Source organism: Haloferax sp. S2CR25, from assembly GCF_031624535.1.
In the GTDB taxonomy this organism is placed as follows: domain Archaea; phylum Halobacteriota; class Halobacteria; order Halobacteriales; family Haloferacaceae; genus Haloferax; species Haloferax massiliensis.
The window spans coordinates 955,218-981,135 of sequence record NZ_JAMQOO010000001.1 but is presented as its reverse complement, the minus strand read 5'-3'; the positions used below and the strand labels follow the sequence as shown (position 1 = coordinate 981,135).

The 25,918-nt window shown below is 68.1% G+C and carries 31 protein-coding genes; 13 read left to right on the top strand and 18 right to left on the bottom strand.

Going from position 1 to position 25,918, the window contains the following annotated elements:
* Window positions 1-134: 134 nt before the first annotated feature.
* The 3 genes from NDI65_RS05160 to ftsZ all read left to right on the top strand — a co-directional run bounded on the left by NDI65_RS05160 (window position 135) and on the right by ftsZ (window position 4,125).
* A complete protein-coding gene (locus NDI65_RS05160; protein WP_089779927.1) occupies window positions 135-1,451 on the top strand; it encodes a sodium:calcium antiporter in 1,317 nt (438 codons plus the stop codon).
* A gap of 55 nt (window positions 1,452-1,506) precedes the next feature.
* The gene (locus NDI65_RS05155) at window positions 1,507-2,826 is read left to right on the top strand and encodes a D-aminoacyl-tRNA deacylase (RefSeq protein ID WP_089779061.1); all 1,320 of its coding nucleotides are present in this window, start codon (window positions 1,507-1,509) and stop codon (window positions 2,824-2,826) included.
* Window positions 2,827-2,985: 159 nt separating this feature from the next.
* Entirely contained in the window at window positions 2,986-4,125 is a 1,140-nt protein-coding gene (ftsZ, locus tag NDI65_RS05150) for a cell division protein FtsZ (RefSeq protein WP_089779057.1), read from the top strand.
* On the opposite strand, the gene NDI65_RS05145 is transcribed toward ftsZ, so the two are convergent.
* Window positions 4,113-4,295 carry a hypothetical protein gene (locus NDI65_RS05145; protein ID WP_089779055.1) on the bottom strand — a complete coding sequence of 61 codons (183 nt, stop codon included), beginning with the start codon at window positions 4,293-4,295 and terminating at the stop codon, window positions 4,113-4,115. The genes ftsZ and NDI65_RS05145 overlap by 13 nt on opposite strands.
* 40 nt (window positions 4,296-4,335) lie before the next feature.
* Between NDI65_RS05145 and NDI65_RS05140 the strand changes: the two genes are divergently transcribed.
* Window positions 4,336-4,509 (top strand): protein translocase SEC61 complex subunit gamma, encoded by a 174-nt coding sequence (locus NDI65_RS05140; protein ID WP_089779053.1) that lies wholly within the window; start codon window positions 4,336-4,338, stop codon window positions 4,507-4,509.
* A gap of 1 nt (window position 4,510) precedes the next feature.
* Window positions 4,511-4,963, top strand: a complete 453-nt coding sequence (locus NDI65_RS05135) for a transcription elongation factor Spt5 (protein ID WP_004970097.1) — start codon at window positions 4,511-4,513, stop codon at window positions 4,961-4,963.
* 174 nt (window positions 4,964-5,137) lie between these two features.
* Here the strand turns inward: NDI65_RS05135 and NDI65_RS05130 are convergent, their stop codons facing one another.
* Window positions 5,138-5,440, bottom strand: a complete 303-nt coding sequence (locus NDI65_RS05130) for a hypothetical protein (RefSeq protein WP_007274363.1) — start codon at window positions 5,438-5,440, stop codon at window positions 5,138-5,140.
* A 128-nt stretch (window positions 5,441-5,568) separates the two neighbouring features.
* Between NDI65_RS05130 and NDI65_RS05125 the strand changes: the two genes are divergently transcribed.
* Window positions 5,569-6,303 carry a PHP-associated domain-containing protein gene (locus NDI65_RS05125; RefSeq protein WP_089779925.1) on the top strand — a complete coding sequence of 245 codons (735 nt, stop codon included), beginning with the start codon at window positions 5,569-5,571 and terminating at the stop codon, window positions 6,301-6,303.
* Between the two features lie 25 nt (window positions 6,304-6,328).
* Here the strand turns inward: NDI65_RS05125 and NDI65_RS05120 are convergent, their stop codons facing one another.
* Both NDI65_RS05120 and NDI65_RS05115 read right to left on the bottom strand, forming a co-directional pair.
* A complete protein-coding gene (locus NDI65_RS05120) occupies window positions 6,329-6,853 on the bottom strand; it encodes a metal-dependent hydrolase (RefSeq protein ID WP_089779051.1) in 525 nt (174 codons plus the stop codon).
* Window positions 6,854-6,923: 70 nt separating this feature from the next.
* Window positions 6,924-7,448 (bottom strand): CinA family protein, encoded by a 525-nt coding sequence (locus tag NDI65_RS05115; protein ID WP_089779049.1) that lies wholly within the window; start codon window positions 7,446-7,448, stop codon window positions 6,924-6,926.
* A 168-nt stretch (window positions 7,449-7,616) separates the two neighbouring features.
* Between NDI65_RS05115 and NDI65_RS05110 the strand changes: the two genes are divergently transcribed.
* Window positions 7,617-8,837: a TRC40/GET3/ArsA family transport-energizing ATPase gene (locus NDI65_RS05110; RefSeq protein ID WP_089779047.1), complete on the top strand. Its 1,221-nt coding sequence runs from the start codon at window positions 7,617-7,619 to the stop codon at window positions 8,835-8,837.
* A gap of 37 nt (window positions 8,838-8,874) precedes the next feature.
* Here the strand turns inward: NDI65_RS05110 and NDI65_RS05105 are convergent, their stop codons facing one another.
* The 4 genes from NDI65_RS05105 to NDI65_RS05090 all read right to left on the bottom strand — a co-directional run bounded on the left by NDI65_RS05105 (window position 8,875) and on the right by NDI65_RS05090 (window position 12,586).
* A complete protein-coding gene (locus NDI65_RS05105; protein ID WP_089779045.1) occupies window positions 8,875-9,720 on the bottom strand; it encodes an SDR family oxidoreductase in 846 nt (281 codons plus the stop codon).
* 80 nt (window positions 9,721-9,800) lie between these two features.
* Complete coding sequence (locus tag NDI65_RS05100; protein WP_089779043.1) at window positions 9,801-10,631, bottom strand: endonuclease V; 831 nt, start codon at window positions 10,629-10,631, stop codon at window positions 9,801-9,803.
* Between the two features lies 1 nt (window position 10,632).
* Window positions 10,633-11,529, bottom strand: coding sequence for a rhomboid family intramembrane serine protease (locus NDI65_RS05095; protein WP_089779041.1), 897 nt, complete (start codon window positions 11,527-11,529; stop codon window positions 10,633-10,635).
* Between the two features lie 523 nt (window positions 11,530-12,052).
* Window positions 12,053-12,586 carry an inorganic diphosphatase gene (locus tag NDI65_RS05090; RefSeq protein ID WP_042663700.1) on the bottom strand — a complete coding sequence of 178 codons (534 nt, stop codon included), beginning with the start codon at window positions 12,584-12,586 and terminating at the stop codon, window positions 12,053-12,055.
* 335 nt (window positions 12,587-12,921) lie between these two features.
* Here NDI65_RS05090 and NDI65_RS05085 point away from each other — a divergent pair, with 335 nt between their 5' ends.
* Window positions 12,922-13,281, top strand: a complete 360-nt coding sequence (locus NDI65_RS05085) for a PadR family transcriptional regulator (RefSeq protein ID WP_004970086.1) — start codon at window positions 12,922-12,924, stop codon at window positions 13,279-13,281.
* A gap of 35 nt (window positions 13,282-13,316) precedes the next feature.
* On the opposite strand, the gene NDI65_RS05080 is transcribed toward NDI65_RS05085, so the two are convergent.
* Window positions 13,317-13,877 carry a rnhA operon protein gene (locus tag NDI65_RS05080; protein WP_089779039.1) on the bottom strand — a complete coding sequence of 187 codons (561 nt, stop codon included), beginning with the start codon at window positions 13,875-13,877 and terminating at the stop codon, window positions 13,317-13,319.
* A complete protein-coding gene (gene rnhA, locus NDI65_RS05075) occupies window positions 13,870-14,463 on the bottom strand; it encodes a ribonuclease HI (RefSeq protein ID WP_089779036.1) in 594 nt (197 codons plus the stop codon). Before rnhA ends, NDI65_RS05080 begins: the two co-directional genes overlap by 8 nt.
* A gap of 117 nt (window positions 14,464-14,580) precedes the next feature.
* Between rnhA and NDI65_RS05070 the strand changes: the two genes are divergently transcribed.
* From NDI65_RS05070 to NDI65_RS05060, 3 genes are all read left to right on the top strand, one after another.
* The gene (locus NDI65_RS05070; protein WP_089779034.1) at window positions 14,581-15,561 is read left to right on the top strand and encodes a transcription initiation factor IIB; all 981 of its coding nucleotides are present in this window, start codon (window positions 14,581-14,583) and stop codon (window positions 15,559-15,561) included.
* An 83-nt stretch (window positions 15,562-15,644) separates the two neighbouring features.
* The gene (nreA, locus tag NDI65_RS05065) at window positions 15,645-16,907 is read left to right on the top strand and encodes a DNA repair protein NreA (RefSeq protein ID WP_089779031.1); all 1,263 of its coding nucleotides are present in this window, start codon (window positions 15,645-15,647) and stop codon (window positions 16,905-16,907) included.
* Between the two features lie 35 nt (window positions 16,908-16,942).
* Window positions 16,943-17,116, top strand: coding sequence for a hypothetical protein (locus NDI65_RS05060; protein WP_004970081.1), 174 nt, complete (start codon window positions 16,943-16,945; stop codon window positions 17,114-17,116).
* 33 nt (window positions 17,117-17,149) lie between these two features.
* Here the strand turns inward: NDI65_RS05060 and NDI65_RS05055 are convergent, their stop codons facing one another.
* From NDI65_RS05055 to NDI65_RS05040, 4 genes are read right to left on the bottom strand one after another with little or no spacing between them, the layout of a single operon-like run.
* Window positions 17,150-17,605, bottom strand: coding sequence for a DUF302 domain-containing protein (locus NDI65_RS05055; protein WP_089779029.1), 456 nt, complete (start codon window positions 17,603-17,605; stop codon window positions 17,150-17,152).
* Window positions 17,606-17,655: 50 nt separating this feature from the next.
* A complete protein-coding gene (locus tag NDI65_RS05050; RefSeq protein ID WP_310893444.1) occupies window positions 17,656-18,246 on the bottom strand; it encodes a GrpB family protein in 591 nt (196 codons plus the stop codon).
* A complete protein-coding gene (locus NDI65_RS05045; protein ID WP_089779026.1) occupies window positions 18,243-18,914 on the bottom strand; it encodes a CPBP family intramembrane glutamic endopeptidase in 672 nt (223 codons plus the stop codon). Before NDI65_RS05045 ends, NDI65_RS05050 begins: the two co-directional genes overlap by 4 nt.
* 2 nt (window positions 18,915-18,916) lie before the next feature.
* Window positions 18,917-19,198 (bottom strand): DUF5789 family protein, encoded by a 282-nt coding sequence (locus NDI65_RS05040; RefSeq protein WP_007274349.1) that lies wholly within the window; start codon window positions 19,196-19,198, stop codon window positions 18,917-18,919.
* Between the two features lie 171 nt (window positions 19,199-19,369).
* On the opposite strand from NDI65_RS05040, the gene NDI65_RS05035 reads away from it, so the two are divergent.
* The gene (locus NDI65_RS05035; protein ID WP_089779024.1) at window positions 19,370-20,356 is read left to right on the top strand and encodes a ribonuclease BN; all 987 of its coding nucleotides are present in this window, start codon (window positions 19,370-19,372) and stop codon (window positions 20,354-20,356) included.
* 15 nt (window positions 20,357-20,371) lie between these two features.
* Here NDI65_RS05035 and NDI65_RS05030 read toward each other — a convergent pair whose 3' ends face one another.
* The 3 genes from NDI65_RS05030 to NDI65_RS05020 are packed head-to-tail and all read right to left on the bottom strand — an operon-like array spanning window position 20,372 to window position 23,117.
* Window positions 20,372-20,935 carry a Mut7-C RNAse domain-containing protein gene (locus NDI65_RS05030; protein WP_089779022.1) on the bottom strand — a complete coding sequence of 188 codons (564 nt, stop codon included), beginning with the start codon at window positions 20,933-20,935 and terminating at the stop codon, window positions 20,372-20,374.
* Entirely contained in the window at window positions 20,932-22,680 is a 1,749-nt protein-coding gene (gene polX, locus NDI65_RS05025) for a DNA polymerase/3'-5' exonuclease PolX (RefSeq protein ID WP_089779020.1), read from the bottom strand. Before polX ends, NDI65_RS05030 begins: the two co-directional genes overlap by 4 nt.
* On the bottom strand, window positions 22,677-23,117 hold the full coding sequence (locus NDI65_RS05020; RefSeq protein WP_089779018.1) for a DUF5788 family protein: 441 nt from the start codon (window positions 23,115-23,117) through the stop codon (window positions 22,677-22,679). The genes polX and NDI65_RS05020 overlap by 4 nt, the downstream gene beginning before the upstream one ends.
* 307 nt (window positions 23,118-23,424) lie before the next feature.
* Between NDI65_RS05020 and NDI65_RS05015 the strand changes: the two genes are divergently transcribed.
* Window positions 23,425-24,774: an alkaline phosphatase family protein gene (locus NDI65_RS05015; RefSeq protein WP_089779016.1), complete on the top strand. Its 1,350-nt coding sequence runs from the start codon at window positions 23,425-23,427 to the stop codon at window positions 24,772-24,774.
* A 21-nt stretch (window positions 24,775-24,795) separates the two neighbouring features.
* Here NDI65_RS05015 and NDI65_RS05010 read toward each other — a convergent pair whose 3' ends face one another.
* A complete protein-coding gene (locus NDI65_RS05010; RefSeq protein ID WP_089779014.1) occupies window positions 24,796-25,899 on the bottom strand; it encodes a glutamate-cysteine ligase family protein in 1,104 nt (367 codons plus the stop codon).
* Window positions 25,900-25,918: the final 19 nt, after the last annotated feature.

The window sequence follows — 25,918 nt, the reverse complement described above, 5'->3', positions numbered from 1 at the left end:
GTCGCTGACGGGAGCGTTCGGCCGCGCGCCCGGTCCGCGGTCTCCCCGGGGTTCGAAACACAAGAGCTACCGGCTTCGGCTTCGCTCTTGTAGCCACGATGGTACGACGACGACTCAGTCACCCGCTGACCGCGGTGTTCGGAGCCGCGCTCCTGACGGTCCCGTGGCTGGGCCTGCACACGGTGCTCGGCGTTGACCTCGGGACGGGCGTCACCGTCGCCCTCAGCGGCGTCGCGGTCCTCGGTGCCTCGTTCCTCCTCGCGTGGGGTGCCGAGACCGCCGAGGCCGACGTGCCGCGGGCGTTCGCGCTCGCCATCCTCGCGGTGCTCGCGGTCGCCCCGGAGTACGCGGTGGACGCGCTCTACGCGTGGGAAGCCGGCATCAACCCCGGCTCGCCCGAGTCGGCGGAGGCCGCGAGCCTCGCGGTCGCCAACATGACCGGGGCGAACCGCATCCTCATCGGTATCGGCTGGTCCGCAATCGCGCTTTTCACCGTCTACCGCGCCCGCGACACCGGCGACGAGGCGGTCGAGTCCCGCCCCGGCTTCCTCGCGGACGTGGTCCGTCTCGACCACGGCATCGCGACCGAGATTCTGTTCCTCTTCGCCGCGACCGTGTTCGCCTTCTTCGTCCCGCTCGGGGCGGGCATCGGCGCGGTCGACATGTTCGTCCTCGTCGGCCTCTACGTGACGTACATCTTCGTGGCGATGAACTCGCCGCACGAGGACGAAGAACAGATCGGCGTCCCCGCGTACCTCCAGTCGTACCGGAAACCGAAGCGCATCGCCACGACGCTCGCGCTGTTCGTCTTCTCCGGCGTCGTCATCCTCGTCGCCGTCGAACCGTTCGCCCACGGCCTCGAAGCCCTCGGGAAGTCGGTCGGAATCCCCTCGTTCCTGATGATTCAGTGGGTCGCGCCGCTGGCGAGCGAGAGCCCCGAACTCATCGTCGTGGCCTACCTCGTCAACAAGGCGCGGTCGACCGCCGGCTTCAACGCGCTCATCTCCTCGAAGCTCAACCAGTGGACGCTCCTCATCGGGACGCTCGTCCTCGTCTACAGCCTCTCTGTCGGCTCTTACGCCCCGCTCCCGCTCGACACGCACCAGATGGGTGAACTCTGGCTGACGGCCGCCCAGAGCTACTTCGCCATCGCCATCCTCGTCACGTTCTCCATCAGCCTCCGCGAGGCGGTCGCCCTGCTCGGCCTGTTTTTGGCGCAGTTCGTCTACTCCGTCACCGGACTGGCGCTCACGCTCCCGATTCCGGGACTCGGCCCGGTCACCTTCGACGGCCCGACCTCGCTCATCGGTTTCTCCGTCGTCTATCTGGTCGTCGGAACGGCGCTTTTCGTCCGGCGACGCAAGCAACTCGCGGCGGTCGCCAAGCTCTCGATTCGACGCGTCCGCGGCGACTACGGCGCGACCGAGGTTCCGGCCGCGGTCGAGGACTGAACCGCCCCTCGCCGCTTCCGACGCCCTTTTCGCCGGGCTCGGCGACCCTCGAATCGTGATCGGAATCGTCGTCAGCCGCGCCGACAGCGCATCGGTACACATCGGCGAGCGCCTGCTCGAACTCGCCGACTGGGACGAACGGACCGACGGGGACCGACCCGACGCCGACGGCGGCGGCACCGTCTTCGCCCGCGACGGCTTCGAACTCCGCGAGTTCGACGCCCTGCACATCGACCTCGACGACCCCGCCGAGGCGTTCGACGCCGACCTCGACTTTCTCGTCGTCGTCTCCCGGCACGCCGGCGAGACCGGCGCGCTCCTGACCGCGCACTTCACCGGGAACTTCGGCCCCGCCGACTACGGCGGCGAGCCGGGTCGATTCGCCCGCGCGTGTCCCAATGCCCAGCGCGCCGTCGTCGAGGCGCTCCGCGAGCGCGCGCCGGACGGTTACGAGGTCGGCATCGAGGCGACCCACCACGGCCCGACCGAGCCGACGGTCCCCTCGATGTTCGTCGAGCTCGGGAGCGACGACGAGCAGTGGGACGACCCCGAGGGGGCCCGCGCGGTCGCGGCGGCCGTCCTCGACATCGAGGGCGTCGCGGCCGACGCGGACCGCCAGCTCGTCGGCTTCGGCGGCGGCCACTACGCCCCGCGGTTCGAGCGCGTCCTCCGCGAGACCGACTGGCGCGTCGGCCACATCGCCGCCGACTGGCAGCTCAAGGCGATGGGCGCGCCCGAGAACAACCGCGACGTGCTCCGCCGGGCGTTCGAGGCTTCGGCGGCCGACCTCGCGCTGGTCGATGGCGACCGCGACGACCTCGCGGCCGCCCTCGAAGCCGAGGGGTTCCGTGTCGTCTCCGAGACGTGGGTCCGCGAGACCGCGGGCGTCCCCCTCGACCGCGTCGCCGCCCTCGAAGCCGACATCACGACCGTCGAGGAGGGCCTCCGCTTCGGCGCGCGAATCGACGCCGACGACTACGAGGTCGTCTCGCTCCCCGACGGCCTGCTCGGCGAGGCGCAGGGCATCGACCTCGACGCGGCGCTCTCTGCCGTCCGCGGGACCACCGTCGCGTTCCACACGACCGAGGGTGGAACGCGCGCGGTGGGCCGCGCCGCCGTCGCGGGCGACGGCTACGACGAACTCGTGTCGCGGCTCTGCGACGTCCTGCGCGAGAAATACGACACCGTTGTCCGCGACAACGGGGCGGTCACGGCGACGACGCGCGCCTTCGACCCCGACGCCGCACGCGAGTTCGGCGTCCCCGAAGGCCCGGCGTTCGGCAAGCTCTCGGCCGGGCAGTCGGTCGAAGTCGACGGCGAGACCGTCGCGCCCGAGGACGTGTCGAAAGAGCGACTCATCGAGTTCGCCGTGTAGGTCGCCGCCGAGGCGGAGACGACCGATTTCGCCACGAGAGACGGTCTGTGTCTCGTGTTCGCATGACACGATTCGGCAGAAATTCGCGACTCGTCGGACGGACGTCTGACGCAAGGGGGAAAGATAATTAGTCGTCCTCCGTAAACCGTCTCCATAAATATGGACTCTATCGTGGGCGACGCAATCGACGAGGCCGAGGCCGAGGACATGGGGGATGAGTCGGCTCAGGTCGACGGCTCGGCCAACATCAACCGGTCCGGGACGATGACCGACGACGAACTGAAAGCGGTTCTCAAAGACCTCCAGACCAACATCACGGTCGTCGGGTGCGGCGGTGCCGGCGGCAACACCGTCAACCGGATGCACGAGGAGGGAATCAAGGGGGCGAAGCTCGTCGCCGCCAACACCGACGTACAACACCTCGTGGAAATCGGGGCCGACACGAAGATTCTCATGGGCGAGCAGAAGACCCAGGGCCGCGGCGCGGGCTCGCTCCCGCAGGTCGGCGAGGAGGCCGCCCTCGAATCCCAAGAGGAGATTTACGACGCCATCGAGGGCTCCGACATGGTGTTCGTCACCGCCGGTCTCGGCGGCGGCACCGGCACCGGCTCGGCCCCCGTGGTCGCCAAGGCCGCCCGCGAGTCGGGCGCGCTCACCATCGCCATCGTCACGACGCCCTTCACGGCCGAAGGCGAGGTGCGACGAACGAACGCCGAGGCCGGTCTCGAACGGCTCCGAGACGTTTCTGACACGGTCATCGTCGTCCCGAACGACCGCCTGCTCGACGCCGTGGGCAAGCTCCCGGTCCGACAGGCGTTCAAGGTCTCCGACGAGGTGCTGATGCGCTCGGTCAAGGGCATCACCGAACTCATCACCAAGCCCGGACTGGTCAACCTCGACTTCGCCGACGTGAAGACCGTCATGGAGCGCGGCGGCGTCGCCATGATCGGTCTCGGCGAGTCCGACTCCGAGTCCAAGGCCCAAGAGTCCGTCAAGTCCGCCCTCCGCTCGCCGCTTCTCGACGTGGACATCTCCGGCGCGAACTCCGCGCTCGTCAACGTCACCGGCGGCTCCGACATGAGCATCGAGGAAGCCGAGGGCGTCGTCGAGGAGATTTACGACCGCATCGACCCCGACGCGCGCATCATCTGGGGGACCTCCGTCGACGACGAACTCGAAGGCATGATGCGGACGATGATCGTCGTCACCGGCGTCGAGTCGCCCCAGATTTACGGCCGCAACGGCGAGATGCAGGCGCAGGCCGAAGAGCGCCTCGAAGACATCGACTACGTCGAGTAGTCGGCGTCGGAACCGCCGTCGGCCGCGCGAAACTCGCTTTCGAACCCGCGCCCGCACGGTTCGACGCCCGCCGCGCCCCGTTTCCCGTTCGCCGCCGTCAAGCGGTTGCGCTGGCCCGGATTCGACGGATTCGATGCGTTCGAGAGCGCCCGCCCGTCCCGTCGGTGCATCAATAGATAGAAAAAGCCCGACGCCTTAGGCCCCAGCAACATGGACGTTAAGTACGACCTGAACAGCTACGTTCGCGTGTTGAAACTCGCGAGCACCCCGTCGTGGCAGGAGTTCTCCCAGATCTCCAAAATCGCCGGCGCGGGTATCTTCCTCGTCGGACTGCTCGGTTTCATCATCTTCGCGATTATGAGCTTCCTCCCCGGAGGAGTCTGAGATGCCCATCTTCGCCGTCAAGACCACCGCTCGCCAGGAGCAGACGGTCGCGGACATGATTGCGACGAAGGAGTTCGCCGAGATTCACGCCGTCCTCGCGCCCGACTCGCTGACGAGCTACGTGATGGTCGAGGCCGACGACGACGGCATCGTCACGCGCGTCCTCGAAGAGATTCCCCACGCTCGCGGCCTCGTCGAGAGCGGCGGCGCGGTCGGCACCTCCAGCATGGCCGAAGTCGAGCACTTCCTGTCGCCGACGCCGGACGTGGAGGGCATCGCGGAGGGCGACATCGTCGAACTCATCGCCGGCCCGTTCAAAGGCGAGAAGGCGCGCGTCCAGCGCATTGACGAGACGAAAGACCAGGTCACCGTCGAACTGTACGAGGCGACGGTCCCGATTCCGGTCACCGTCCGCGGCGACCAGATTCGCGTCCTCGACTCCGAAGAGCGGTAAGCGTCCGCCCCGACGAGGGTTCTTTCTCTCTCAGTTTCGACTCGGCGCGCGCGACGAGCGGTGCGCCCCCCGGTGACTCCCATGTCCCCCGACAGTCCCCGACGAGCGCCGTCTCGGGCGACCGGCGACCGGCGTCGCGTCCCACCGCGACCGGTCCGCCCGTCTCTCGTGACCCTACAGCGCGCCCTGCTCGCGGAGCGTCTCGACGACGCTGTTGAGGTCAGCGTCAGCCTCGACGGCGTCTTTCACGTCTTCGCGGATGCGGACCGCCGAGGAATCGGCGTCGTACGCGCGGACGAACTCGGCGCGGGTGTGCTCGTCGAAGGCGTGACGAATCGCGAAGTAGCCCTCCGGGACGACGGTCCCGCACACCTTGCACTCGTGGCGCTCGTGGTCCACCGTCTGGTGGATGACCGCGCTTTCCACGTCTTCGAACCGACCGTCACACCCTTCGATTCCGCACTTCCACCGGGACATGTTCCCTCCGACGGCCGTGAGCCACAAAACCGTTTCTTCGACCGCCCGGCGTTCGACAAATAGCAACCACTAACTGGTCGCTGACCCGACCGTATCGTGTGAGCGCGACCACGACGACGCGGGTCGATATGCACGTGAAGATTCTCGACGAGCGGGTCGTCTCTCGCGCGAAAGCCCGCGGCATCGACGTGCTCGTCTACGCGCCGCACTTCGTCCGCCTGCCCGACGTTCGCGCCCGCGCGGCGCGCTTTTCCGACGACGACCTGCTCGTCGTCCCCGCCCGCGAGGTGTTCACGGGGTCGTGGCGCGACCGGAAACACGTCCTCGCGGTCGGCCTCTCCGACCCCGTCCCCGACTTCATCACCCTCGACGGGGCCTTCGCGGAGTTCGACCGGCAGGGCGCGGCGACGCTCGTCCCCCACCCCGAGTTCCTGACGGTGAGCCTCACCGCCGAGGACGTGGCCGCCCGCCGCGACGACATCGACGCCGTCGAGACGTACAACACGAAGGCCCTCCCGCGGGACAACCGCCGCGCCCGCGACATCGCCCGCGAGACGGGGCTGCCGGGGTTCGCGTCGTCCTACGCCCATCTCCACGGGAGCGTCGGCGAGGCGTGGACCGAGTTCGACCGCGACATCGACTTCGAGGCCGACCTCGTCGCCGCGCTCCGCGAGGGAGCAGACCGCCGGGTCGTCCGCCGCGCCGGGGTCTCCCACGCGCTCCGCGGCGCGGTCGAGTTCGCCCACCTCGGCTACGAGAACTCGTGGGGGAAAATCGACCGACTCCTGCTTTCGGGGATGGAGCCGACGCACCCGAGCCACATCGCCTACGACGGCCGGTTCGACGGCGTGAGCGTCTACTGATTTTTCGGTCCCGTCTGAAGCGCCCTCAGAGCACCGCGCTGAACGACGCCGCGGCGTCAGCCAGCGACACATCGAGCGAAAAGAGGTAGTAGTGGACGCCGGCGAGGACGCCGAGTTCGGCCACCGTGACGACGACGGTCACCGCGTCGGCGTGTTTCGAACTCGTCGCCACGCCGGTCGGCAGGTCGTACTCCTGCGGCGAAAGCGGGTAGAACAGCGCGATGCCGCGCTTCGAGCCGACCATGTCGAGGACGTAGTGGGTGGCGACGCCGATCCAGACGAACTGGAGGTTGCCGAAGACGAGCGGGAACACGAGGAATATCGCCAACACCGGGAGGTTGTGGAGCGTCTTTCGGTGCTTTCCGAAGGCGGTGTCGACGTCGGGAAACAGCGCGCCGAGCACGACCGGAAGCGACAGCTGACCGATCTTCTGGGCGAGGAGGAACGCCGAGTCGGCCGTCGGTTCGAACGACCGGGGGTCCACGGTGAGGATGACGCCGAGCCCGAGCGCCAACAGGATGGCGTTGAGCACGTGTCCCTTCTTGTTCATGGATGCAGACTGGTCCGCCGGGATACAAAGCTTTCCCACGGAACCGACCGACGGCGGCCCGCCGGACGACTCAGTCGGTCGTCACGGACTCGATTTCCCCGCGGAGGAGCGCCAGCGCCCCGCGCGCGATCTGTTCTTTCACCTGCGTCCGCGACCCGTCGTACTCGAAGCGCTCGACGCGAGCGTAGGAGTCGCCGGACCCCCACGGCGCGGCGAAGGCGACGCCGACGAAGACGGTGCCGACCGGCTTGCCGGGCAGGCCGCCCTCCGGTCCGGCGATGCCCGTCGTCGCCAGCCCCCACGTCGCGTCGGCCACGTCGCGGACGCCGGCGGCCATCTCGCGGGCGACCGGCTCGGAGACGGCTCCGTGTTCGTCCAGCGACTCCCGCGACACCGCCAGTTCGTGGCGCTTTGCGTCGTAGGAGTAGGTGACCAGCGAGCGATCGAAGTAGTCGCTGGAGCCGGGGACGTCGGTCAGCAGCGACCCGATGAGGCCGCCGGTACAGGACTCCGCGACGGCGACGGTGTGGCCCGCCTCGCGGAGGGTGTCGCCGACGCGGACCTCCTCGGGCGGGTCGGATGCGAACTCGCGCATACGACCGACCACGGGCGGTCGGGACAAAAGCGGTCTGGAGCGGGAAACAGCGATGGCGGTCGGGTCGGGTCGGGCTGGGTCGCGGTCGGCACCGACGCGACCGGGCAAAAGTCCACCGGCGGTTCCGAGACCGAGAAGTACACAAAGCCCCGCGGTGTCGGGTCCGACATGGACATCGACGTTGAGCCGACGGAGCGACCCGACGCCGACGAAGACGACGACGCCGGCGACGACGGGCCGGCCGAAATCGAGGTGGAAGTCACCGACCCCGACGAGGTAACCTCGACCGACACCGAGGGCCTCCCCGATGGCATCGACGCGCCCGACTACGTCCTCTACGGCGGCAAGGGCGGTGTCGGGAAGACCACGATGGCCGCGGCGACGGCGCTCGCCAGCGCGGCCGACGGCACCGCGACGCTCGTCGTCTCTACGGACCCCGCGCACTCTCTTTCCGACACGCTCGGCGTGCCGGTCCCCGACAAGCCGACTCGGATTCGCGAGGAGATTCCCCTCTACGCGGCCGAAATCGACCCCGACGCGGTCATGGACGGGCCGTTCGCCGGCGGCGACGGCTCGGGCGAGGAGTTCGACGACGAGACCGACTTCGAGACCGGCGAGTACGACGACGACAACCCCTTCGCCGGCGGCGACGCGGACTCGCCGTTCGGCGGTATGGGCGGGGGAATGGGCGGCTTCGAGGACCTCCTCGGCGGCGACGGGCCGATGGGAATGGGCGGCCCGATGCCCGGCGCGGACGAGGCCGCGGCGATGCAACAGCTCCTCGAATACATGGACGACCCGCGGTTCGACCGCGTCGTCGTCGACACCGCGCCCACGGGCCACACGCTCCGCCTGCTCGAACTCCCCGAGCTGATGGACTCCATGCTCGGTCGCATCGCCCGCATGCGCCAGCGCTTCTCCGGCATGATGGACAACCTCAAGGGGATGTTCGGCGGCGGCCCCGACGACCCGCAGGCCGGGATGGCGGACCTCGACGACCTCCGCGAGCGCATCGAGCGCCTGCGAGCGGTGCTCCGCGACCCGACGCGGACCGACTTCCGGGTCGTCATGATTCCCGAGGAGATGAGCGTCGTGGAGTCCAAGCGGCTCGTCTCGCGGCTCGACGAGTTCGAAATCCCCGTCCAGACGCTCGTCGTCAACCGCGTCATGGAGTCCGTCGAGGACGTGGCAAACGTGGACCCCGAGTGGATAGAGTCGCCCGACTTGGAGAACTGCGGCTTCTGTCAGCGGCGCTGGCAGGTCCAACAGGACGCGCTCCGCTCGGCGACGAATCTCTTCCGCGGCCGCGACGTAAAGCGGGTGCCACTGCTCGCAGAACAGGTACAGGGCGAAGATGCCCTTCGGGTCGTCGCGACCTGTCTCGACTAGCGTCGAGCGGGCCGGCGACGCGGATAGACGGCGCGTCTCAGGGGAGTTTGCGGGCGAAGCCGTAGAGCGCGTCGCGCCACGCGTCGGGCAGGAACCGGGCGAGGACGCCGACGCGGGCGACGGTGCCGGGCTGGTAGCGCGCCCGCGGCTTGGTCGAACTCGCGGCGTCGACGATGTCTTCTGCGACCCGTTCGGGCGGAATCGCGCCGGGACCGCTCCCGCCGAGCGCCTGCGAGTCGTCGAACAGCTTGTAGAGTTTCTCGTACGCGCCCGAGCGGTCGAGGCCGTCGGCGTCCTCGCCGTTTCCGTTGACCTCGGTCTCGACGCGGTTCGAGAACTGCGTCTCGACCGGCCCCGGTTCGATGAGGACGGCGTCGATACCGTACTCCTCGACCTCGGTGCGGAGCGCGTCGGTCATCGCTTCGAGGGCGAACTTCGAGCCGGCGTAGACGCCGGTGCCGGGGAAGGCGACGCGGCCGACGACGCTGGAGACGTTGACGATGGTGCCGTCGCCCTGCGAGCGCATGTGGGGTAACACGGCGCGGATGAGCCGGTGTGGGCCGTAGACGTTCACGTCGAACTGGTCGTGGACCTTCTCGGTCGGCACGTCCTCGACGGGGGCCATCTGGCCGTAGCCGGCGTTGTTGACGAGGCAGTCGATGCGGCCCTGCTCGTCGGCGATGCGGTCGACGACGCGGTCGACGTCCCCCTGGTCGGTCACGTCGAGCGTCGCGATGTTCGCGCCGCGTTCCCCCAGCGTCTCGATGTCGGCCGGGTTCCGGGCGGTGGCGTAGACCTCCCACTCCTCGTCGAGGAAGTCGAGCGCCGTCGCGCGCCCGATTCCCGAGGAGCAACCGGTGATGAGGACCGTCTTTTGATGCACGTCGGTAGGTCGGACCGTGCGCTGTTAAGTGTAGGCGGTTCGCCACGAGGCCGGACGGGGAACGCCGGTCGAATTCGCCCTCACTCGTACTGGGCCTTCGCCTCGTCGGCGTAGGCGTCGGCCAGCCGGGTCGGTTCGGGGAGCTTGTACGACCCCGACAGCCGGGAGACGAGGTCGACGGCCGTCGCCGCCGCGAGTCGGTGGCCGGGACTGACGTACAGCGGGTTGATAATCGGCCGCGAGTCGTACTGCCGCGACTGGAAGGCGTAGCCGATAGTCGTCTCCGGGCCAGCGGGGTGGCCGCCGACGGGGTCGACCGAGTCGTCGGCGCGAATCGGGGTTCGCCACCCCTCCGGTCGGCCGTCCACGTCCTCGTCCGGCGTCCCGCAGAGCAGCGACTTGGCGACGCCGATGCTCGGCGCGTCGCAGACGACGCCGAGGTGGGTGGCGAGGCCGGCCTGCCGGAAGTGGATGCGGCCCGAACCGTCGAAGACGAGCAGGTCGGGGTCGCAGTCGAGTTCGGCGAGCGCGTCGAGGATGGGGCCGCCCTCGCGGAACGAGAGCAGGCCGGGGATGTAGGGAAGGTCGAGCTCCGAGACGGCGTGGACGCGCTCGACCACCTCGCCGCCGCGGAGGACGACGACGGCGCTCAGCGCGCGGTCGTCCAGAAACGACTGGTCGATGCCGGCGACGAGCGGCGGTTGCGAGTCGGTGTCGGCGTCGCCGTCGACCCCCGTCGCCGCCGTGAGCGTCTGATTCCCCGTTTCCGGGCTGTCGAGCGAGACGCGCGCCGGGTCGAACGGGAGGTCGTCTTCGAAGACGGCGGCCTCGGCGACGCGGCGCTGGAGTGACTCCATCTCGTCGCGCGAGAGCCCGGGACGGGGCGCGAGGTCGGAGCGGACCGGGCGCATCTCAGAACCGGCCGGGGCCGCCGGGACCACCGGGGCCGCGCCCGCCGAGCGAGAGCTGCGAGGGGACCTTCCGTTGGCCCTTCACGCGCTGGCCGTAGGCGAGGCCGATGACGAGGCCGATGAGGTGCGCGAAGTGGGCGATGCCGCCACCGGCCCCCGGACTGAGGAAGAAGAACACCGAGATACCGGCGAACCCGAGCGTGAACAGCCAAAGCGGGACGGGAATGATGAAGTACAGATAGATGCGGAGCCCCGGGTTGAGGACCGTCAGGACGCCGAGGACGGCCATGATGGCCCCGCTCGCGCCGACGACTCCGGACGGGATACCCGGCGACAACACCAGCGACGAGCCGATCTGTGCGAGCCCGGCGAGCATCCCGCTGACGAGGAACAGCGCCGCGAACTTCCGCGACCCGACGTAGCGCTCCACCAGCGGGCCGAAGAAGAACAGCACGATGGAGTTGCCGACGATGTGGTAGAAGCCGCCGTGGGCGAATATCGAGGTGACCCACGTCCAGACGTACTCGGGGTGGGACGTGGTGAGGTAGAAGGCGCTAATCGAGAGCGAGCGGAAGCCGAGGAACTGCTCCAAGACGAGCTGCGAGAAGAACGTGAGCCACATCAGCGCGAGGAACAGGTAGGAGACGTTCCCGCGGAAGTAGCCTAACACGCCGCCGGCGCCCGTGAGCGAGCTGAGCAGTCCCCCGCCGCGGCCGCCCTGATTGTTCACCGAATCGTCGAAGGAGCTATCGAAGACGCCGGCGGGGTCGTCCCAGTCGGAGAGCCCCGCGCAGTCGTGGTTCTCGGGGAGGCGGTGTTCGGAACAGAACGTCCCGCCACACCGCGAACAGCGGTACGGCAGACTCTCGTCTTTGCCGCACACGTCGCAGATAGGCATTACCAACGCCTTACAGCGGCGAGATAAAAAGGGGTTCCCTCATGAACGTGGTGTGTTGGCGCACCTCTTGATTAGGGGTCGAATCCGCACCGTCGCCGGTTCAGCTCCCCGAATTGTCCGTTTCAGGAGACGGAAGTGGTGCGGCGGCGGCGCGGCCAACGCCGTCGCTCTCGACGGTCGTCGCGCGAGAAATACGGGATTACGCGTCTTCGGAGGACGATTCCTCGGCGTCTTCGTCCGCCTCGTCGGCGGGCGTGAAGTTCGTGGGGACGACGGTCGGGTGCTGAAGCCCGAGGCGGGGTTGCTTGGCTGCCATACGTGTCTCAAGCTACCGGACAGAGGGACTAAAGATTACCCATGCGCATAATTTATCGGCGGGCGCGTCAGCGATAACTGTCGGGTATCTGTGGCGACGACGGCGGTCGGTCTCCCGTTCGGACGATTCTTCGGGGGAGTGCCGCCGCGGACGGGCGCGGCGGCTCGCGGTCGAAGGCGGCGCGGAAAAAACGCGCGGTAACGTCGCTTACGCGAAGTTCTCTTCGTAGAGGTCCATCGCGTGTTCGATGGCGTCCTTGGCGGCCTGCTTGTCCTCCCAGCCCAGCGTCTCGACTTCCTTGCCGGCTTCGAGGTTCTTGTAGGTCGCGAAGAACTCGTCGATCTCGTCGAGCGTCTGCTGGGGGATGTCTTCGAGGTCCTCGATGTGGTCGTAGCGGGGGTCCTCGATGGGGACGGCGATGACCTTGTCGTCCTGCTCGCCGTCGTCATCCATCTTCATGAGCGCGACCGGGCGGGCCTCGATGACGCAGCCGGGGAACGTCTGGTCCTCGACGAGGACGAGCACGTCGAAGGGGTCCTCGTCGTCGTAGTACGTCTGCGGCATGAAGCCGTAGTCCGACGGGTAGTGGACGTTGGAGTGGAGCACGCGGTCGAGGACGACGCCGGGGATGTCCTTGTCGTACTCGTACTTGTTGCGCTCGCCTTTGAGGCACTCGACGACTGCGTAGATTTCGTCCGGCGCGTCGGGGCCGGTCTCCATGTCTTCCCAGAGGTTCACCATACCGAACCCATCCTCGATGCGGGCAAAAGTCCTTTCGGGATTGGTCTCGTATCGCTGCTATCCGGGTCTCGTCGGCCACTTTGAACCCCTCTATATGTAGAGGTATTCCCCACGGAATCCCACGACGTTACCGCTATGCGTGTGAGATATTCTCCAGATATGCCCGCGCGGCTACTGCCCGCTGTCTCCCGTTCGTCGCCGCGGCCCGCCTCTGTGCAATACTCGGCACACGTGTCCGCTCCGCCCCAATTTCATCGTATAGTGTCCTCGCATTCGACGGCGAAACCGACTGCTCGTTGACAAAGTTTAAATAGGACGGTGACATTTCCATATGCATGTCAGAGGCACAAACAATTGGCAACAAATCCGGTGCGGCTCGGGACCTCACCGCGTTCCAACAGAACATCCTCGTCATTCTCGCCGAGGAACCGATGTACGGCTTGGCCATCAAGCGCCACCTCGAATCGTACTACGACACCGAAGTTAACCACGGGCGTCTGTACCCCAACCTCGACGACCTCGTCGAGATGGGGCTGGTCGAAAAGAGCGAACTCGACAAGCGGACGAACCAGTACGAACTGACCGACGACGGCCTCCAGGCGGTCCTCGACCGCTTCGACTGGATGCTCTCGAAGTTCGTCACCGACGACGAGCGCGCCGAGATGGTCTCGGAGCTCGTCGAAGGCAAGCTGTAATCGGCAGTACACACCGCACGAACCGCGGGGTTCGCTCAGTTGTATTCGGGCACTTCGGCGTCTGCGGCGTCGAAGAGCAATTCGAGCGACTCCGGTAACAACGACCGCTGTTCCGCGGTCGGCCACGCGTTGCGTGGATAATATTCTTCGACGAACTCGCGCACCTCCGGAGCGCCGGCCGTCTCGATTCGCCGGACGTAGTGGTTCCCGAGGAAGTCCGCGAACGCGCGGGCGTTCGCCGCGTGGTCCGCGCCGTGTTCCTCGGCGACGGCCGCGACGCACGCCGCGTTGTGTTCCTCGACCGCGCTCCACTCGTGGTCCTCGCCGGTCCCCGACAGCGGGCGTTCGATTCCGCGGTCGACGTCGTCTATCTCCGTCGGGTCGACCACCCCGTCGTCGTCGACCCACTCGTCGGGGTGGAGCACCAACACGTCGTCGTCCTCGCGGTGTCGCGCGCGGAACTCGTACTCGCCCACGATGTCGTCGCGGGCGGACCGATACGCCTCGGCCTCGTCGGGGTCGACGGCGTCGCGGGCCAGCCGCGTCAGCCGCTCGGCTTCCGAAAGCACGTCTTCGGGGAGTTCTGACTCAGGCATCGTCGAGGGCCTCGTTGGCTAGGGAGTCGGCGCGGTCGTTTATCTCTCGCGGTACGTGCTCCAGCGACCACCGGTCGAACGCCGACAGCAGCTCTCGGGCCTTCACGCGGCGCTCCTTGAGTCCGGGGTCGTTGGTGTTCCACTCGCCGCGGACCTGCTTGACGATTAACTGCGAGTCGCCGCGGACGTCCACCTCGTCGTAGCCGTACTCCGCTGCGACCGACAGCGCCTCCACGAGCGCCTCGTACTCCGCGCGGTTGTTGGTCGTCTCGCCGATTCGCTTCGAGCCCTCGGCGACGATGCCGTCGCTCGTCACGATGGCCCATCCGATGGCGGCTGGACCGGGGTTCCCGCGACTCGCGCCGTCGAAGTAGACGTGCGCGCGGCCGCCTTTCGGCCGGATGAGCGCGAGCAGGTCCGTCGGTCTCGACCCCTGCACGACGACTTTCCCGTCGTAGGCGACCGCGCTGGCGTCGCCGCGTTCGGCGCGCCACCGCTCGTGGTCGGTGTTTCCGGGCGAGACGGACACGCCCGCGGCTTCGAGTCGTCGTCGGGCTTCGTCGGGGTCGCACTCGACGGTCGGCATACCGTCACCTCGCCGGGGACTCGGTAAAGGCGCTCCGTTCGTCACCGAGGGCCGGCGATACTGCGACGAACGCCGGCAAAGGTTGAAGTGCAAGCAAATAGACAATATATAAATGCGATGAAACGGCCTACCCGCCAGCGGGAGCGTGACCACGACCGGACTCGATGGGGAGACGAGTCACAGGACGACGAGACATCCGAAGAGGAGTTGGACCTCGACGACCTCGACCCCGAGGAAGTCGTTCGGACCGGCGACGGCGAGTTGATTCACGAGGAGACCGGCATCATCATCGAAGAAGAGCGCATCGACCCCGGCCCGGAGTGGCGGGCGTTCAACCACTCAGAGCGGCAGTCGAAGTCGCGCGTGGGCGCGCCGACCACGCAGACGATGCACGACAAGGGGCTGACGACGACCATCGACTGGAAGGACAAAGACGCCTACGGCCGCTCTATCTCCTCGAAGAAGCGGTCGCAGATGCACCGCCTCCGCAAGTGGCAAGAGCGCATCCGAACCAAGGACGCCGGCGAGCGCAACCTCCAGTTCGCCCTCAGCGAAATCGACCGGATGGCGTCGGCGCTCGGCGTCCCCCGGTCGGTTCGGGAAGTCGCGTCGGTCATCTACCGCCGCGCGCTCAGCGAGGACCTGATTCGCGGCCGCTCCATCGAGGGCGTCGCCACCTCGGCGCTGTACGCCGCCTGTCGGAAGGAGGGCATCCCGCGCTCGCTCGAAGAGATTTCCGAGGTATCGCGCGTCGAGCGCAAGGAAATCGGGCGGACGTACCGCTACATCTCGCAGGAACTCGGCCTGGAGATGCGGCCGGTAGACCCCAAGAAGTACGTGCCGCGATTCTCGTCCGAACTCGACCTCTCGAAGGAGGTCCAGTCGAAGGCGAACGAGATCATCGAGACGACCGCGGAACAGGGGCTTCTCTCCGGGAAGTCGCCGACCGGCTTCGCCGCCGCCGCCATCTACGCCGCGTCGCTTCTCTGCAACGAGAAGAAGACCCAGCGCGAGGTCGCCGAGGTCGCGCAGGTGACGGAAGTCACCATCCGGAACCGCTACCAAGAACAGATCGAAGCGATGGGCATCCACACCTGAGCCCCGCCCGCGCGAGCCGGACCCCTTTCTGACCCGGACGCGTCGCCGAAGGTTCATACCCGCGGGCGACCCACATCCGGTGAATGCGGCTCGACGAGTACATGGACATCGAGCGGGACGAGCGCGCCGAGCGGCGGCGACTCGCCGAGGAGAAGTCCTACGGCATCCTCGACCACCTCGAAACGTTCCAAGACCGGTTCGAGGAGACGGTGCAGGGAGACTCGCTGTACGGCGGCGTCTCCCCGTCTATCTTCGTCGGCCGGTCGAACTACCCGAACGTCTCGACGGGCATCCTCTCGCCGGTCGGCCACGACGAGGACGCCGCCGCCTTCGAGACGAGCGCGGCGTGGTACGACGAGGGCGTGAGCATCGACGACGTGTTCCAGCGGCGCACCTCGCTTCTGAACTCGAATCGCGGGACGAAGGTGACGAACGTCGCCGACTCGTGGGACGGCTTCCTCGGGACGCAACGCGAGGTCGCCATCGCCGACCGCCCCGTGACGGTCGAAATCGGCCTCGACGGGAAGCCATCTCTCGACCTCGACGCCAGCGCCGACGACGTGGCGACGCCCGTCGGCCCGCGGGCCCGCGCCCGCTCGGCCGACCTCGCGGAGAACCCGCACGTCCCCAAACTGGTGCAAAAGACGCTCGAAGACGACGACTGGAACGCCGAGGGCGCGATGACGTACCTCTACCGCCGCGGCTTCGACGTGTACGACATCAACACCATCCTCTCTGCGGGCGCGCTCGGCCAGACCGAACAACGCCGACTCGTCCCGACGCGGTGGTCTATCACCGCCGTCGACGACACGCTCGGCCAGTACCTCCGCGGGCAGGTCAAACACGCCGACAGCATCGACGGCGTCGAAATCTACCGCAACGAGTTCATCGGCAACGCCTTCTGGGTCATCCTCGCGCCGGGGCGCTGGGAGTTCGAACTCATCGAGCTGAAAGCGCCGGGGAGCGTCTGGAACCCCGACCCCGAGGCGGGGATGTACCTCGCGGCCGACCGCGAGGGCTACGAGGGGCGGACCGGCTACGTGAACGAGACGGCCGGCGCGTACCACGCCTCCCGGCTCGGCGTCCTCGAACACCTCAAAGAGCGCGGCCGACAGGCGAAGGCGCTCGTCATCAGACACGTCTCCGACGACTACTGGGGCCCGGTCGGCGTCTGGCAGATACGCGAGTCCATCCGCCACGCCTTCGAGGGCGAGACGGCCGACGCCGAGACGTTCGGCGACGCCGTCCGCGACGTGACGGAGTACCTCCCGGTGTCGCTCGCGGACCTCCGCCGGAAGTCCACGATGGCCGCCGGTCTCCAGACCGACATCTTCGACTTCGCCTGAGCAACTATTTTGACAGTCGGACGATACGTTCTCGTATGCTCCCGTTACAGGTCCCCGGCGGTCCCGAACTGCTCATCATCATCCTCATCTACGGCATTTTCGCGCTCCTCCCCGTGGTCGCGGCGCTCGTCGCGCTCTATCTCCTGTACAAGATTCGCGGCGACGTGAAGCGCATCGCGGACGCGCTCGACGCGCGAGACGGATTGTAAGTCGAGACGGCTGGATACGCTCGGTGACCTCGATTATGCCTCGGCCGCGTCGAGGTTGGCGAGCGCCTGTTCGACGAGTTCGCCCGTGTCGGCGATGATATCGGCCATCTCGTCGTCGTCGGGCGCGATGCCGATGAGGCGGGCGACGCGCATGATGCTCAGGTGGTAGACCACCTGCTTGCCCGGCTCTTCCTCCCAGATGACCACGTTGCACGGGAACAGCCCGCCCATCTTGTTGTCGGTGGCGTCGAGCGCGCGGTCCGCCATGTTCGGGTTACACGCCCCGAGGACGTAGTAGGGGTCGCGGCCGGCGTCGACCTTCTCGTTGAGCATCTCGGAGGGCGAGAATTCGGTGGCGACACCGAACCCGGCGTCGGTGAACGCCTCGCGGACGCGCTCGATTGCCGCCTCGTGTTCCATCTCAAGGACGACGCGTTCCTCGCCGATGTCTTCCGGTTTGATGGCGCTGGGGTCGATTGGGAGTGCCATGCACCTCTCTTGATGCTCCGACGGGGAAAAGGTATGGTAGTGTGCCGACTTCACACGAGCGAGTCGTCGAGCACCGATTCGACGAACGATGATTTCGCGGCCGTGTATCGACTTCGTTCGTCCGGGTACGCCTCGGCGAGTTTGCGCTTGCGTCGCTCGTACTCGGCCGCGAGGCCGTCGTCCGCGCGGAGCGCGTCGCGGAAGGCGACCTGCTCGCGGTGGCAGTCGCTTCCGAGTTCTGTTAGAGAGAGGTAGTGGGTCCGGCGTTCGGGCGGGCCGCGGACGAAAAACCGGCGGTCGGGAACGTCGTCGGGACGTTCCTCGTAGCCCGCGGCTTCGAGCGACCGCACGACGCCGCCGGCCTCGTCGCGGTCGGAGACGAGGACGAGCAGGTCGACGATGGGTTTCGCGGCCAGTCCCGGAACCGCGGTGCTCCCGACGTGTTCGAACCGGACGCCGTCGGCGTCGCTACCACCACTACCGGCGTCGTCGCTGTCGAGTCGCGGTCGAAGACGCTCGACCTCGCGCTCGTACGCCTCGCGCCAGCGCGGGTCGTGCGCGAGGAGTTCGACGGTGCCGCGGGCGAGGCCGAGCGACGGTGACGGTTCTTCCTCTCTCTCCGCGTCGTCACCGTCGCTCATAGCGGAATCGGGAGCCACTGGAGCGCCGACGCGACCCGGTCGGGCGGGAACAGCGGCGGGTGGAGCACGAGCCAGTCCAAGAGGATGAGGCCGCCGCCGTGGGCGACGATGGAGGGGAGAATCGAGTCGCTCTCGTAGTCGACGAGGCCGAACAGCACGTCCGTCGGAGCGGACAGAAGAATCTCTATCGGCGGCTTGCCGACGTGGTGGAACGCGTAGAGAATCGGACTGATGAGCGCGCTCTTCCGGCCGATTTCGCGGACGCCGACGCAGAGCAGGCCGCGGTAGTACGTCTCGGCGGCGACGACGACGAGCAGTTGCTGGGCGGCGTGCGGGAGAAAGTCCGCGAGCGCGGTCGAGGTGTGCCACATCGGGTAGTACGCCCGAATCGACGGCAGGCTCGACCCGACGAGGTAGAAGGGGAGGACGAACAGCGCGAGCAAAAGCGTGTTTCGGAGCGCCGCGCGGTCGACGTTCCAGCCGAGGTTACGGCCGTGGGCGAGCGCGAGCGCTCCGGGTACGAGGATGAACAGGAGGGCGTCGTGGACCGCGCGGTAGGTGAGGTCGCCGGCGGGAAGCGGCCAGAGGCTCCACGCGGCTCCGACGACGCCCCCGACGATGAGGGCGCGGTAGAGCCACGGGAGACCGGCGAGCCGGCGGCGTAACACCGCTAGTCCGTCTGGACCGGGCCGCGACCGACGATGTCGAGCACGTCGTCGACGAAGGCCTGTCGCGTCTCGAAGTAGGTCTCGTCGGCCTCGGCGAGCACGTCTTCGAGGCTCTGGGGGCCGTCGGGCGTGCGGATGACCGCGTCGCCCTCTTTGTTCAGGATACTGCTCTTTTCTTGCGGCCACGTCAGTCGGGAGGCGACGCGCGCGAGGGGCGCACCTTCGACGGACGCGCCCGTACCGAGTTCGACGGCGGGTGCCTCGTCTGCTTCCTCGTCAGCCATGCGCGGGGATTAGCCACCGCGCATGATAATCCCTTCGAGATTCACATGTGCCGCCGCCGCGCCGCCGGCGGCGTATCGGGTCGCCGTGCGCGTGTCGCCGCCCTGCGACGTGTCGAGAAGTAGATACTCGTCTGACGCATCGTTTTAGGGGCTGCTTTCGTAGTCGGTGCCATGACTAGTCTTTCGGAGGCGTACCACGGTGGCCGGGGCGGGCCGAGTCTCCGACGGCTGTCCCTGGGCTTCGGGGGGTTCCTCCTCGGCGTGCTGCTCGTCGTCGCGGGCATCGTCGTCGCGACCACCGACGTGTACACGTCCGGCGGGGCGACCCTCGGCGAAGCGCGCGAACTCGGGGGCATCCTCGGAGGCATCGGCGTCCCCGCCGTCTTCCTCGGCGTCCTCGCGGTCCTCCCCGCGAGCCGTCGAACCCGCGCCGCGTCGCTCATCGGCGCGAGTATCGCCGTCCTCGGCGTCGCGCTCTTCTCGCACGCGTACCCCTGCCAGTGGACCGGCGCGACCTGCGGGGCCGGCCTCCCCGACCTCACGCTCGAAACCGTCGCCGTCTACTTCTTCGGCACGGTCACGACGTTCTGGTGTCTGTTCGTCGGCGTCGCCAACTTCAAGACGCGGAACGACCCGGGCGGCACGGCCACGGTGCAGGTGACGAAGAAAGGCGAGACCCGCGTCGTCGAAGTCGAGAACTCCCGCGGCGGACTCGGCGGCATCGGCTTCCTCGGCGGCACGCCCGACGGCGACGTCCAGACGCAGACGAATCAGTCGACCGCGACCGCCGGGTCGGGGGCGACCGCGACCGCCGGCGCGACCGACGGCGGCGCGTCGACGCAGGACATCACCCCGCTCGACGCCGAATCCTCGGCGTCGCCCGACGGGCCGGAGACCGCCGACACCGCGGCGACGAACCGCTCCGGCGTCGACACCGTCCAGTCCAGCGAGTCCGCGCGCTCGCCGGCCGGCGCGGCCGACCACCCCGACGCGGACCGCCCGGCGAACGCCACCGTCGGCGACCGCTACTGCGGCAACTGCACGTACTTCGAGTACGTCCGAACCTCGGACGGGCTCAAACCCTACTGCGCGGCCCACGACGAGATGATGCAGGACATGGAAGCCTGCGACGAGTGGTTCCCGCGCCGCCGCGAGTAGTCTTCTGACGACCGCTTACCCTTCTTCCCCGTTCCATCTCGCTTCCACGTCGCGCCAGTGGCTCCCGCGCCAGAACACCTGTCCGCAGTCTCGACACCGCCACAGCGCCGTCTCCGCCGGGTCGGGCGCGTAGTCGGGAACTCGCTCGTCGCGACCGACGGCCTCCGCGCGGCCGTTACAGACGCCGCACCGCGACGGCCGCTCGTCCAGCGAGACCGCGAAGCCGACCGATTCGAGCTCGCGGAGCTGCGCGATTGGCTCCCGCTCGGCGAGGAGGACGCTCCGCGGGGCTCGCTCGGCCAGTCGCACGTCGCGGGTGAGGAGGACGCGACCCTCGGCGTCCGCCCGCGCGAGCAGTCCGTCGTCGCCGGGGTCGGCTCGGGGGTCGCGGCCGCCGTCGGACTCACCCGCCTTGTCGCCGCCGTCGAGCGCGTACTCGGCGTCGTAGCCGCACATCCGCAGGTAGGTGGCGAGCTTGCCGAGCATCACGTCCAGGAGGAGCGCGGTGTCGCCGGGAGCGCCGCGGTCGACGCCCGAGGCGACCGTGCCGGGATGGTCCGGCCCGACGTCGTCGGTCACTTGAGGAAGTCGGTCAGTTCCTCGACCGACCGCGCGTTCAGCACGTCCGCGGTCTCGACCCAGCCGCGGCGGGCAGTGTGGACCCCGTAGCGGGCGTGGTCGAGTTCGCCCGGTCGGTGGGCGTCGGTGTCGATGGCGACCGTCGCGCCCGCCTCGACGGCGATTTTGAGCGCCTCGCCGTTCAGGTCGAGGCGGTACGGGCTGGCGTTGAGTTCGAGCGCGACCCCGTTTTCGACGGCGGCCTCGGCGAGCCGCTCGTAGTCGAGCGGCAGACCGGGACGCTGGTTGATGAGCCGACCGGTCGGGTGGCCGAGGACGTTCACCGCGGGGTGCTCCATCGCGGTGACGAGCCGTTCGGTCGCCGTCTCGCGGTCCTGGTCGAGCGCGCTGTGGGGCGAGGCGACGACCACGTCGAGTTCGGCCAGCACGTCGTCGGCGACGGAGATGCCGCCCTCGGCGTCGATGTTGGCCTCGACGCCGGTGAACACCGCGATGTCGGACTCCTCGCCGACGGCCCGAACCTCGTCAATCTGGTCGAGCAGGTCGTCGTCCGCGACGCCGACGCCGCCGACCATGCCGGGCCCGGTTGCGTGGTCGGTGACGGCGTGGTAGTCGTAGCCGCGCTCTTCGGCGGCCGCGACCATCTCGGCGACCGTGTTGTCGCCGTCGGACCAGTCGGTGTGGGTGTGGAGGTCGCCGCGGAGTTCGCCCTCCGCGAGGAGGTCGGGCAGGTCGCCGTCGGCGGCGCGCTCGATCTCGCCGGTGTCCTCGCGCATCTCCGGCGGCACGAGCGGGAGGTCGAGCGCGGCGTACATCGACGCCTCGGTGTCGCCGGCGACGCGCGTTCCGGCCCGCGGGCCGTCGTCGGGGTCCTCGACGTCCGAGACGTCGAACATCCCGTACTCGTTCATCTTGAGGCCGCGGTCGATGGCGATGTTTCGGAGGTGGACGTTGTGGTCCTTGCTCCCGGTGAAGTACTGGAGCGCCGCGCCGTACTCCGCGGGGTCGACGACGCGGAGGTCGACCCGCATCCCGTTCACCCGGACGCTCGCCTTCTGCTCGCCCGCCTCGATGGTGTCGCCGACGAGCTCCCACGCGAGAAAGCGGTCGATGACCGCCGCGGCGTCGGCGCTCTCGGCGAGCACGTCGATGTCGCCGACCGTCTCGCGCCACCGCCGCATCGACCCCGCGGGTTCGACCCGCCCGACGGCGTCGTGGTCGCCGAGGTACGAAAGCAGGTCGTCGGCGACGGGCCGGGCCTTCCCGAGCAGTTCGCGGCCGGTCGCCTCGCGGGCGAACTCGATGCCGTCGAGGATGTTCGCCTCCGTCTTCGCGCCGAACCCCTTGACCTCCTGTATCTTCCCGTCGCGGGCGGCCGCTTCGAGGTCGTCGAGGTCGGCGACGCCCAGCGCCTCGTACAGTTTGCCGACCGTCTTCGGGCCGACGCCCTCGACGCTCGTCAGGCCGGCCATATCGACCGGCAGCTCCTCGCGGAGTTCCGCCAACTCCTCGATGCGGCCGGTCTCGACGTACTCGACGATTTTCGAGGCGATAGCGTCGCCGACGCGGTCGATTTCCTGGACCGCGTCTTCGCCCTCCTCAGCGAGTTCCTCGACGGGCGTCGGATGCTCGCGGACGTTCTCGGCGGCGCGGCGGTAGCTCGACGGCTTGTAGGCCACGTCTTTCGCCTCCAGCAGGTCGGCGAACTCCTCCAGCAGGGTCGCTATCTCGTCGTTTCGGCTCATCGGCCGCCCCGCTTGCCCTTGCCGCCGTCGCGGCCCAGCGCCTTCTTCAGGAAGTTCATCCAGCGCTTCTGGTCCGCGGCGGTCTGGCGGTGTTCCTCCCGTTCGAGGTCGACCGGTCGAAGCTGTTCGAGGGCGTTCAGCGCCCGGTCGATGCCGACGATGTCCTCGACCAGTCGCCGGCCCTCGTCGTAGCTCACCTCGTTGTCCTCGATTCGCTGGAGCCGTTCGAGGCGCTCGCGGCGGAGGTTCCGCTTCGCCTGGTCGACGCGCTCTTTCTCGCCCGACGGGACGGTGTCGCGGCGCTTTATCTCGAAGACGAACTCCCTGAGGTCTATCTCCTCGCCTTGGACCTCGATGCGGTCGGGAATCTGTGCGCCGACGGTCGCACCCTCCCGATTGACGCGCTCCAAGAGCTGTTTACGCTCGAACTCCTTCACGCCCTGTCGTTGTCCCGCGCGGCACTTCGCTCCTTCGCCCGGCCCGACACACCCCGCCTCGGACCGGCTGTCTCGCCGAGTGACAGTTTGGAACCGCCCCGTCGGAGTGCGCGCCCGGCGTCGGTGGCGTCGTTCTCCCCGACGGGCCTGATTCGCGTCTGACAGGTCTTCGGCGGTGTCAGCGCCCCGAAATCGCCCGGAGAGATTCGCCGCTTTCTCCGACAGCGGCCGCGTATCCGTCGTCTCTCGTCGCAAACTCCGGGTGAGAGACGAACCTTCTTATGGTTCGTCTCGGATACCGTGAGGTATGGGTTTGTTCGACCGTCTCCGCGGCAAAGATCACCCCCGCGTCGCCTTCATCGGCATCGACGGGGTCCCGTTCACTCTCCTCTCTGAGCATCCCGACGAGTTCCCCAACTTCGCGGCGCTGGCCGACGAGGGCTCTGCGGGCGACATAGACAGCATCGTCCCGCCGGAGTCCTCGGCGTGTTGGCCGGCGCTCACGACCGGCGTCAACCCCGGCGAGACAGGCGTCTACGGCTTCCAGGACCGCGAGGTCGGCTCCTACGACACGTACGTCCCGATGGGCCGCGACGTGCAGGCCACCCGCGTCTGGGACCGCGTCACCGACGCCGGCCGCGAGGCCACCGTGATGAACGTCCCCGTGACGTTCCCGCCTCAGCGCAACGTCCAGCGCATGGTCTCGGGCTTCCTCTCGCCCGGCGTCGACAAGGCCGCCTACCCCGACGACTTCCGCGACGCGCTCTCCGAGATGAACTACAAAATCGACGTGAACGCCAAGCTCGGTCACGACGACGACAAGACCGCGTTCATGGAAGACGCTCGGAAGACCCTCGACCGGCGGTACGAGGCGTTCGAGCGCTACATCGACCAAGACGATTGGGACCTCTTTTTCGGCGTCTTCATGACGACCGACCGGGTCAACCACTTCCTGTTCAAGGACTACGAGCGCGACGGGAAGAACAAGGACGCCTTCATGGAGTTCTACCGCACCGTCGACGACTACCTCGGTCGCATCCGCGACGCCCTCCCCGAGGACGTGACGCTCATCGTCGCGTCCGACCACGGCTTCACCTCCCTCGACTACGAGGTCCACTGCAACACCTGGCTCGAAGAGAACGGCTGGCTCTCCTACGAGGACGACGACCACGACTCGCTTTCGGACATCGACGAGGAGTCGAAGGCGTACTCGCTCATCCCCGGCCGGTTCTTCGTCAACCTCGAAGGCCGCGAGCCCCGCGGGTCGGTCCCGCAATCCGAGTACGAGGCAGTCCGCGACGAACTCAAGGCCGAACTCGAAGCGCTCGAAGGCCCCGACGGCAACAAGGTCGCAGACCGCGTCGTCGTCAAGGAAGACGCCTTCCGCGGCGACCACGACGACATCGCCCCCGACCTCGTCGTCATCCCGAACCACGGCTTCGACCTGAAGTCCGGTTTCAAGGGCCACGACGACGTGTTCGGCGTCGGCCCCCGCAACGGCATGCACTCGTTCGACAACGCGACGCTGTACGTCGACGACCCCGGCGCGGTCATCGAGGACGCCGACCTCTACGACATCGCGCCGACCATCCTCGACCTCATGGACGTCGAGTACAGCCGCACCGAACTCGACGGCGCGAGCCTCATCCAGCAGTAAGCGGTCGGCGGTCTCTCACTCTTATTGCCGTACTGCGCTCCGAACGTCCCGTTCGAGCCGGTCCGCGTGAGTCAGCCGCAGTTCTCGCGCGTCCGCGGGCGTGACCGTCTCGCGGCCGTCTATCTCGTGTGACACCGGGCTGTAGGCGTCCAAGTCGAATCCCATCCGGTCGAGGTACGACCGCACTTCCGTGGAGTCCAGTCCGTCCTCGATGGCGGCGTTGACGTAGCGGAGCACCGCGTCGAACTCGGGCAGGACGACCCCCTCGTCCGTCACGCGCCCGCCGTCGCCGTCGATTCTGAGAGTCGCGTCGTCGAGGCGGTTCACCACGTCCGCGACGCTGTTCGCCAGTCTGAGCACGTCGCTCGGGAGCGAGCAGTCGGGCGAGCGCCATTCGACCGTGCCGAACTCGGCTCTGAGTTGCACCGGCGTCCAGACCGCGCTCTCGGGGCTGAAGTTCGCCTCGATGGTCGCCCGGTCGACGCCCTCCTCCTCGGCGCGCACGAGGAACTCCTCGAACCGGCGTTCGAGGCGGCGCGACCACTCCCGCGTGTCGTCGGCGTAGCGCCACAGTCGCCCCTGATGCGGCACGTCGTCGTAGGTCATCCGGCGGTACAGCTTCGACCGCGCGCCCGCCGCCAACCGCTTCCCGTCGTAGTACGGCGAGGAGTTCACGAGCGCCAGCGCTGGGTCCAGCGCCACGAGCGCGTTGTACTGGTCGATCTCCCGACCGGGGCGCTGTTCGACGTGGACGTGCGTCCCCACGCAGTGTCGCGCGTACTGGAAGTCCGACCCGACGACGCGGTTCTGAATGCGCGTCCGGTCGCTGTCCAGTTCCGTCACCGACTCGTCGCTGAGCGGCGTGGCGAGCGGGACGAGCCGCTTTCCGACCTCCTCGGCCCGCGAGAGGACGTCCCCGAGCCGTTCGTACAACTCCTCGCGCAGCTCGGCCGCCGAGTCGCACGGCGTCGTCTTCACCTCCAACACCGGCTCGACGAACTCCCGTTCGGCCCCCGGCGAGGCGTCGACGAGCCCGCCCGGGTCGGTGAACGACCCGTCCTCCTCGACGACCCAGTACTCGACTTCGATACTTCGCCGGAGCGGGCCCGAGGTCGACTCAGACATGTCGACCCCGGCGTCGTGC

Bases quoted from the DNA above. Each gene is read 5' to 3' on its own strand.
- ftsZ (WP_089779057.1), top strand. From the start codon at position 2,986: ATGGACTCTATCGTGGGCGACGCAATCGACGAGGCCGAGGCCGAGGAC.
- NDI65_RS05145 (WP_089779055.1), bottom strand. From the start codon at position 4,295: ATGCACCGACGGGACGGGCGGGCGCTCTCGAACGCATCGAATCCGTCG.
- NDI65_RS05140 (WP_089779053.1), top strand. From the start codon at position 4,336: ATGGACGTTAAGTACGACCTGAACAGCTACGTTCGCGTGTTGAAACTC.
- NDI65_RS05135 (WP_004970097.1), top strand. From the start codon at position 4,511: ATGCCCATCTTCGCCGTCAAGACCACCGCTCGCCAGGAGCAGACGGTC.
- NDI65_RS05130 (WP_007274363.1), bottom strand. From the start codon at position 5,440: ATGTCCCGGTGGAAGTGCGGAATCGAAGGGTGTGACGGTCGGTTCGAA.
- NDI65_RS05125 (WP_089779925.1), top strand. From the start codon at position 5,569: ATGCACGTGAAGATTCTCGACGAGCGGGTCGTCTCTCGCGCGAAAGCC.
- NDI65_RS05120 (WP_089779051.1), bottom strand. From the start codon at position 6,853: ATGAACAAGAAGGGACACGTGCTCAACGCCATCCTGTTGGCGCTCGGG.
- NDI65_RS05115 (WP_089779049.1), bottom strand. From the start codon at position 7,448: ATGCGCGAGTTCGCATCCGACCCGCCCGAGGAGGTCCGCGTCGGCGAC.
- NDI65_RS05110 (WP_089779047.1), top strand. From the start codon at position 7,617: ATGGACATCGACGTTGAGCCGACGGAGCGACCCGACGCCGACGAAGAC.
- NDI65_RS05100 (WP_089779043.1), bottom strand. From the start codon at position 10,631: ATGCGCCCGGTCCGCTCCGACCTCGCGCCCCGTCCCGGGCTCTCGCGC.
- NDI65_RS05095 (WP_089779041.1), bottom strand. From the start codon at position 11,529: ATGCCTATCTGCGACGTGTGCGGCAAAGACGAGAGTCTGCCGTACCGC.
- NDI65_RS05090 (WP_042663700.1), bottom strand. From the start codon at position 12,586: ATGGTGAACCTCTGGGAAGACATGGAGACCGGCCCCGACGCGCCGGAC.
- NDI65_RS05085 (WP_004970086.1), top strand. From the start codon at position 12,922: ATGTCAGAGGCACAAACAATTGGCAACAAATCCGGTGCGGCTCGGGAC.
- NDI65_RS05080 (WP_089779039.1), bottom strand. From the start codon at position 13,877: ATGCCTGAGTCAGAACTCCCCGAAGACGTGCTTTCGGAAGCCGAGCGG.
- rnhA (WP_089779036.1), bottom strand. From the start codon at position 14,463: ATGCCGACCGTCGAGTGCGACCCCGACGAAGCCCGACGACGACTCGAA.
- NDI65_RS05070 (WP_089779034.1), top strand. From the start codon at position 14,581: ATGAAACGGCCTACCCGCCAGCGGGAGCGTGACCACGACCGGACTCGA.
- nreA (WP_089779031.1), top strand. From the start codon at position 15,645: ATGCGGCTCGACGAGTACATGGACATCGAGCGGGACGAGCGCGCCGAG.
- NDI65_RS05060 (WP_004970081.1), top strand. From the start codon at position 16,943: ATGCTCCCGTTACAGGTCCCCGGCGGTCCCGAACTGCTCATCATCATC.
- NDI65_RS05055 (WP_089779029.1), bottom strand. From the start codon at position 17,605: ATGGCACTCCCAATCGACCCCAGCGCCATCAAACCGGAAGACATCGGC.
- NDI65_RS05050 (WP_310893444.1), bottom strand. From the start codon at position 18,246: ATGAGCGACGGTGACGACGCGGAGAGAGAGGAAGAACCGTCACCGTCG.
- NDI65_RS05040 (WP_007274349.1), bottom strand. From the start codon at position 19,198: ATGGCTGACGAGGAAGCAGACGAGGCACCCGCCGTCGAACTCGGTACG.
- NDI65_RS05035 (WP_089779024.1), top strand. From the start codon at position 19,370: ATGACTAGTCTTTCGGAGGCGTACCACGGTGGCCGGGGCGGGCCGAGT.
- polX (WP_089779020.1), bottom strand. From the start codon at position 22,680: ATGAGCCGAAACGACGAGATAGCGACCCTGCTGGAGGAGTTCGCCGAC.
- NDI65_RS05015 (WP_089779016.1), top strand. From the start codon at position 23,425: ATGGGTTTGTTCGACCGTCTCCGCGGCAAAGATCACCCCCGCGTCGCC.
- NDI65_RS05010 (WP_089779014.1), bottom strand. From the start codon at position 25,899: ATGTCTGAGTCGACCTCGGGCCCGCTCCGGCGAAGTATCGAAGTCGAG.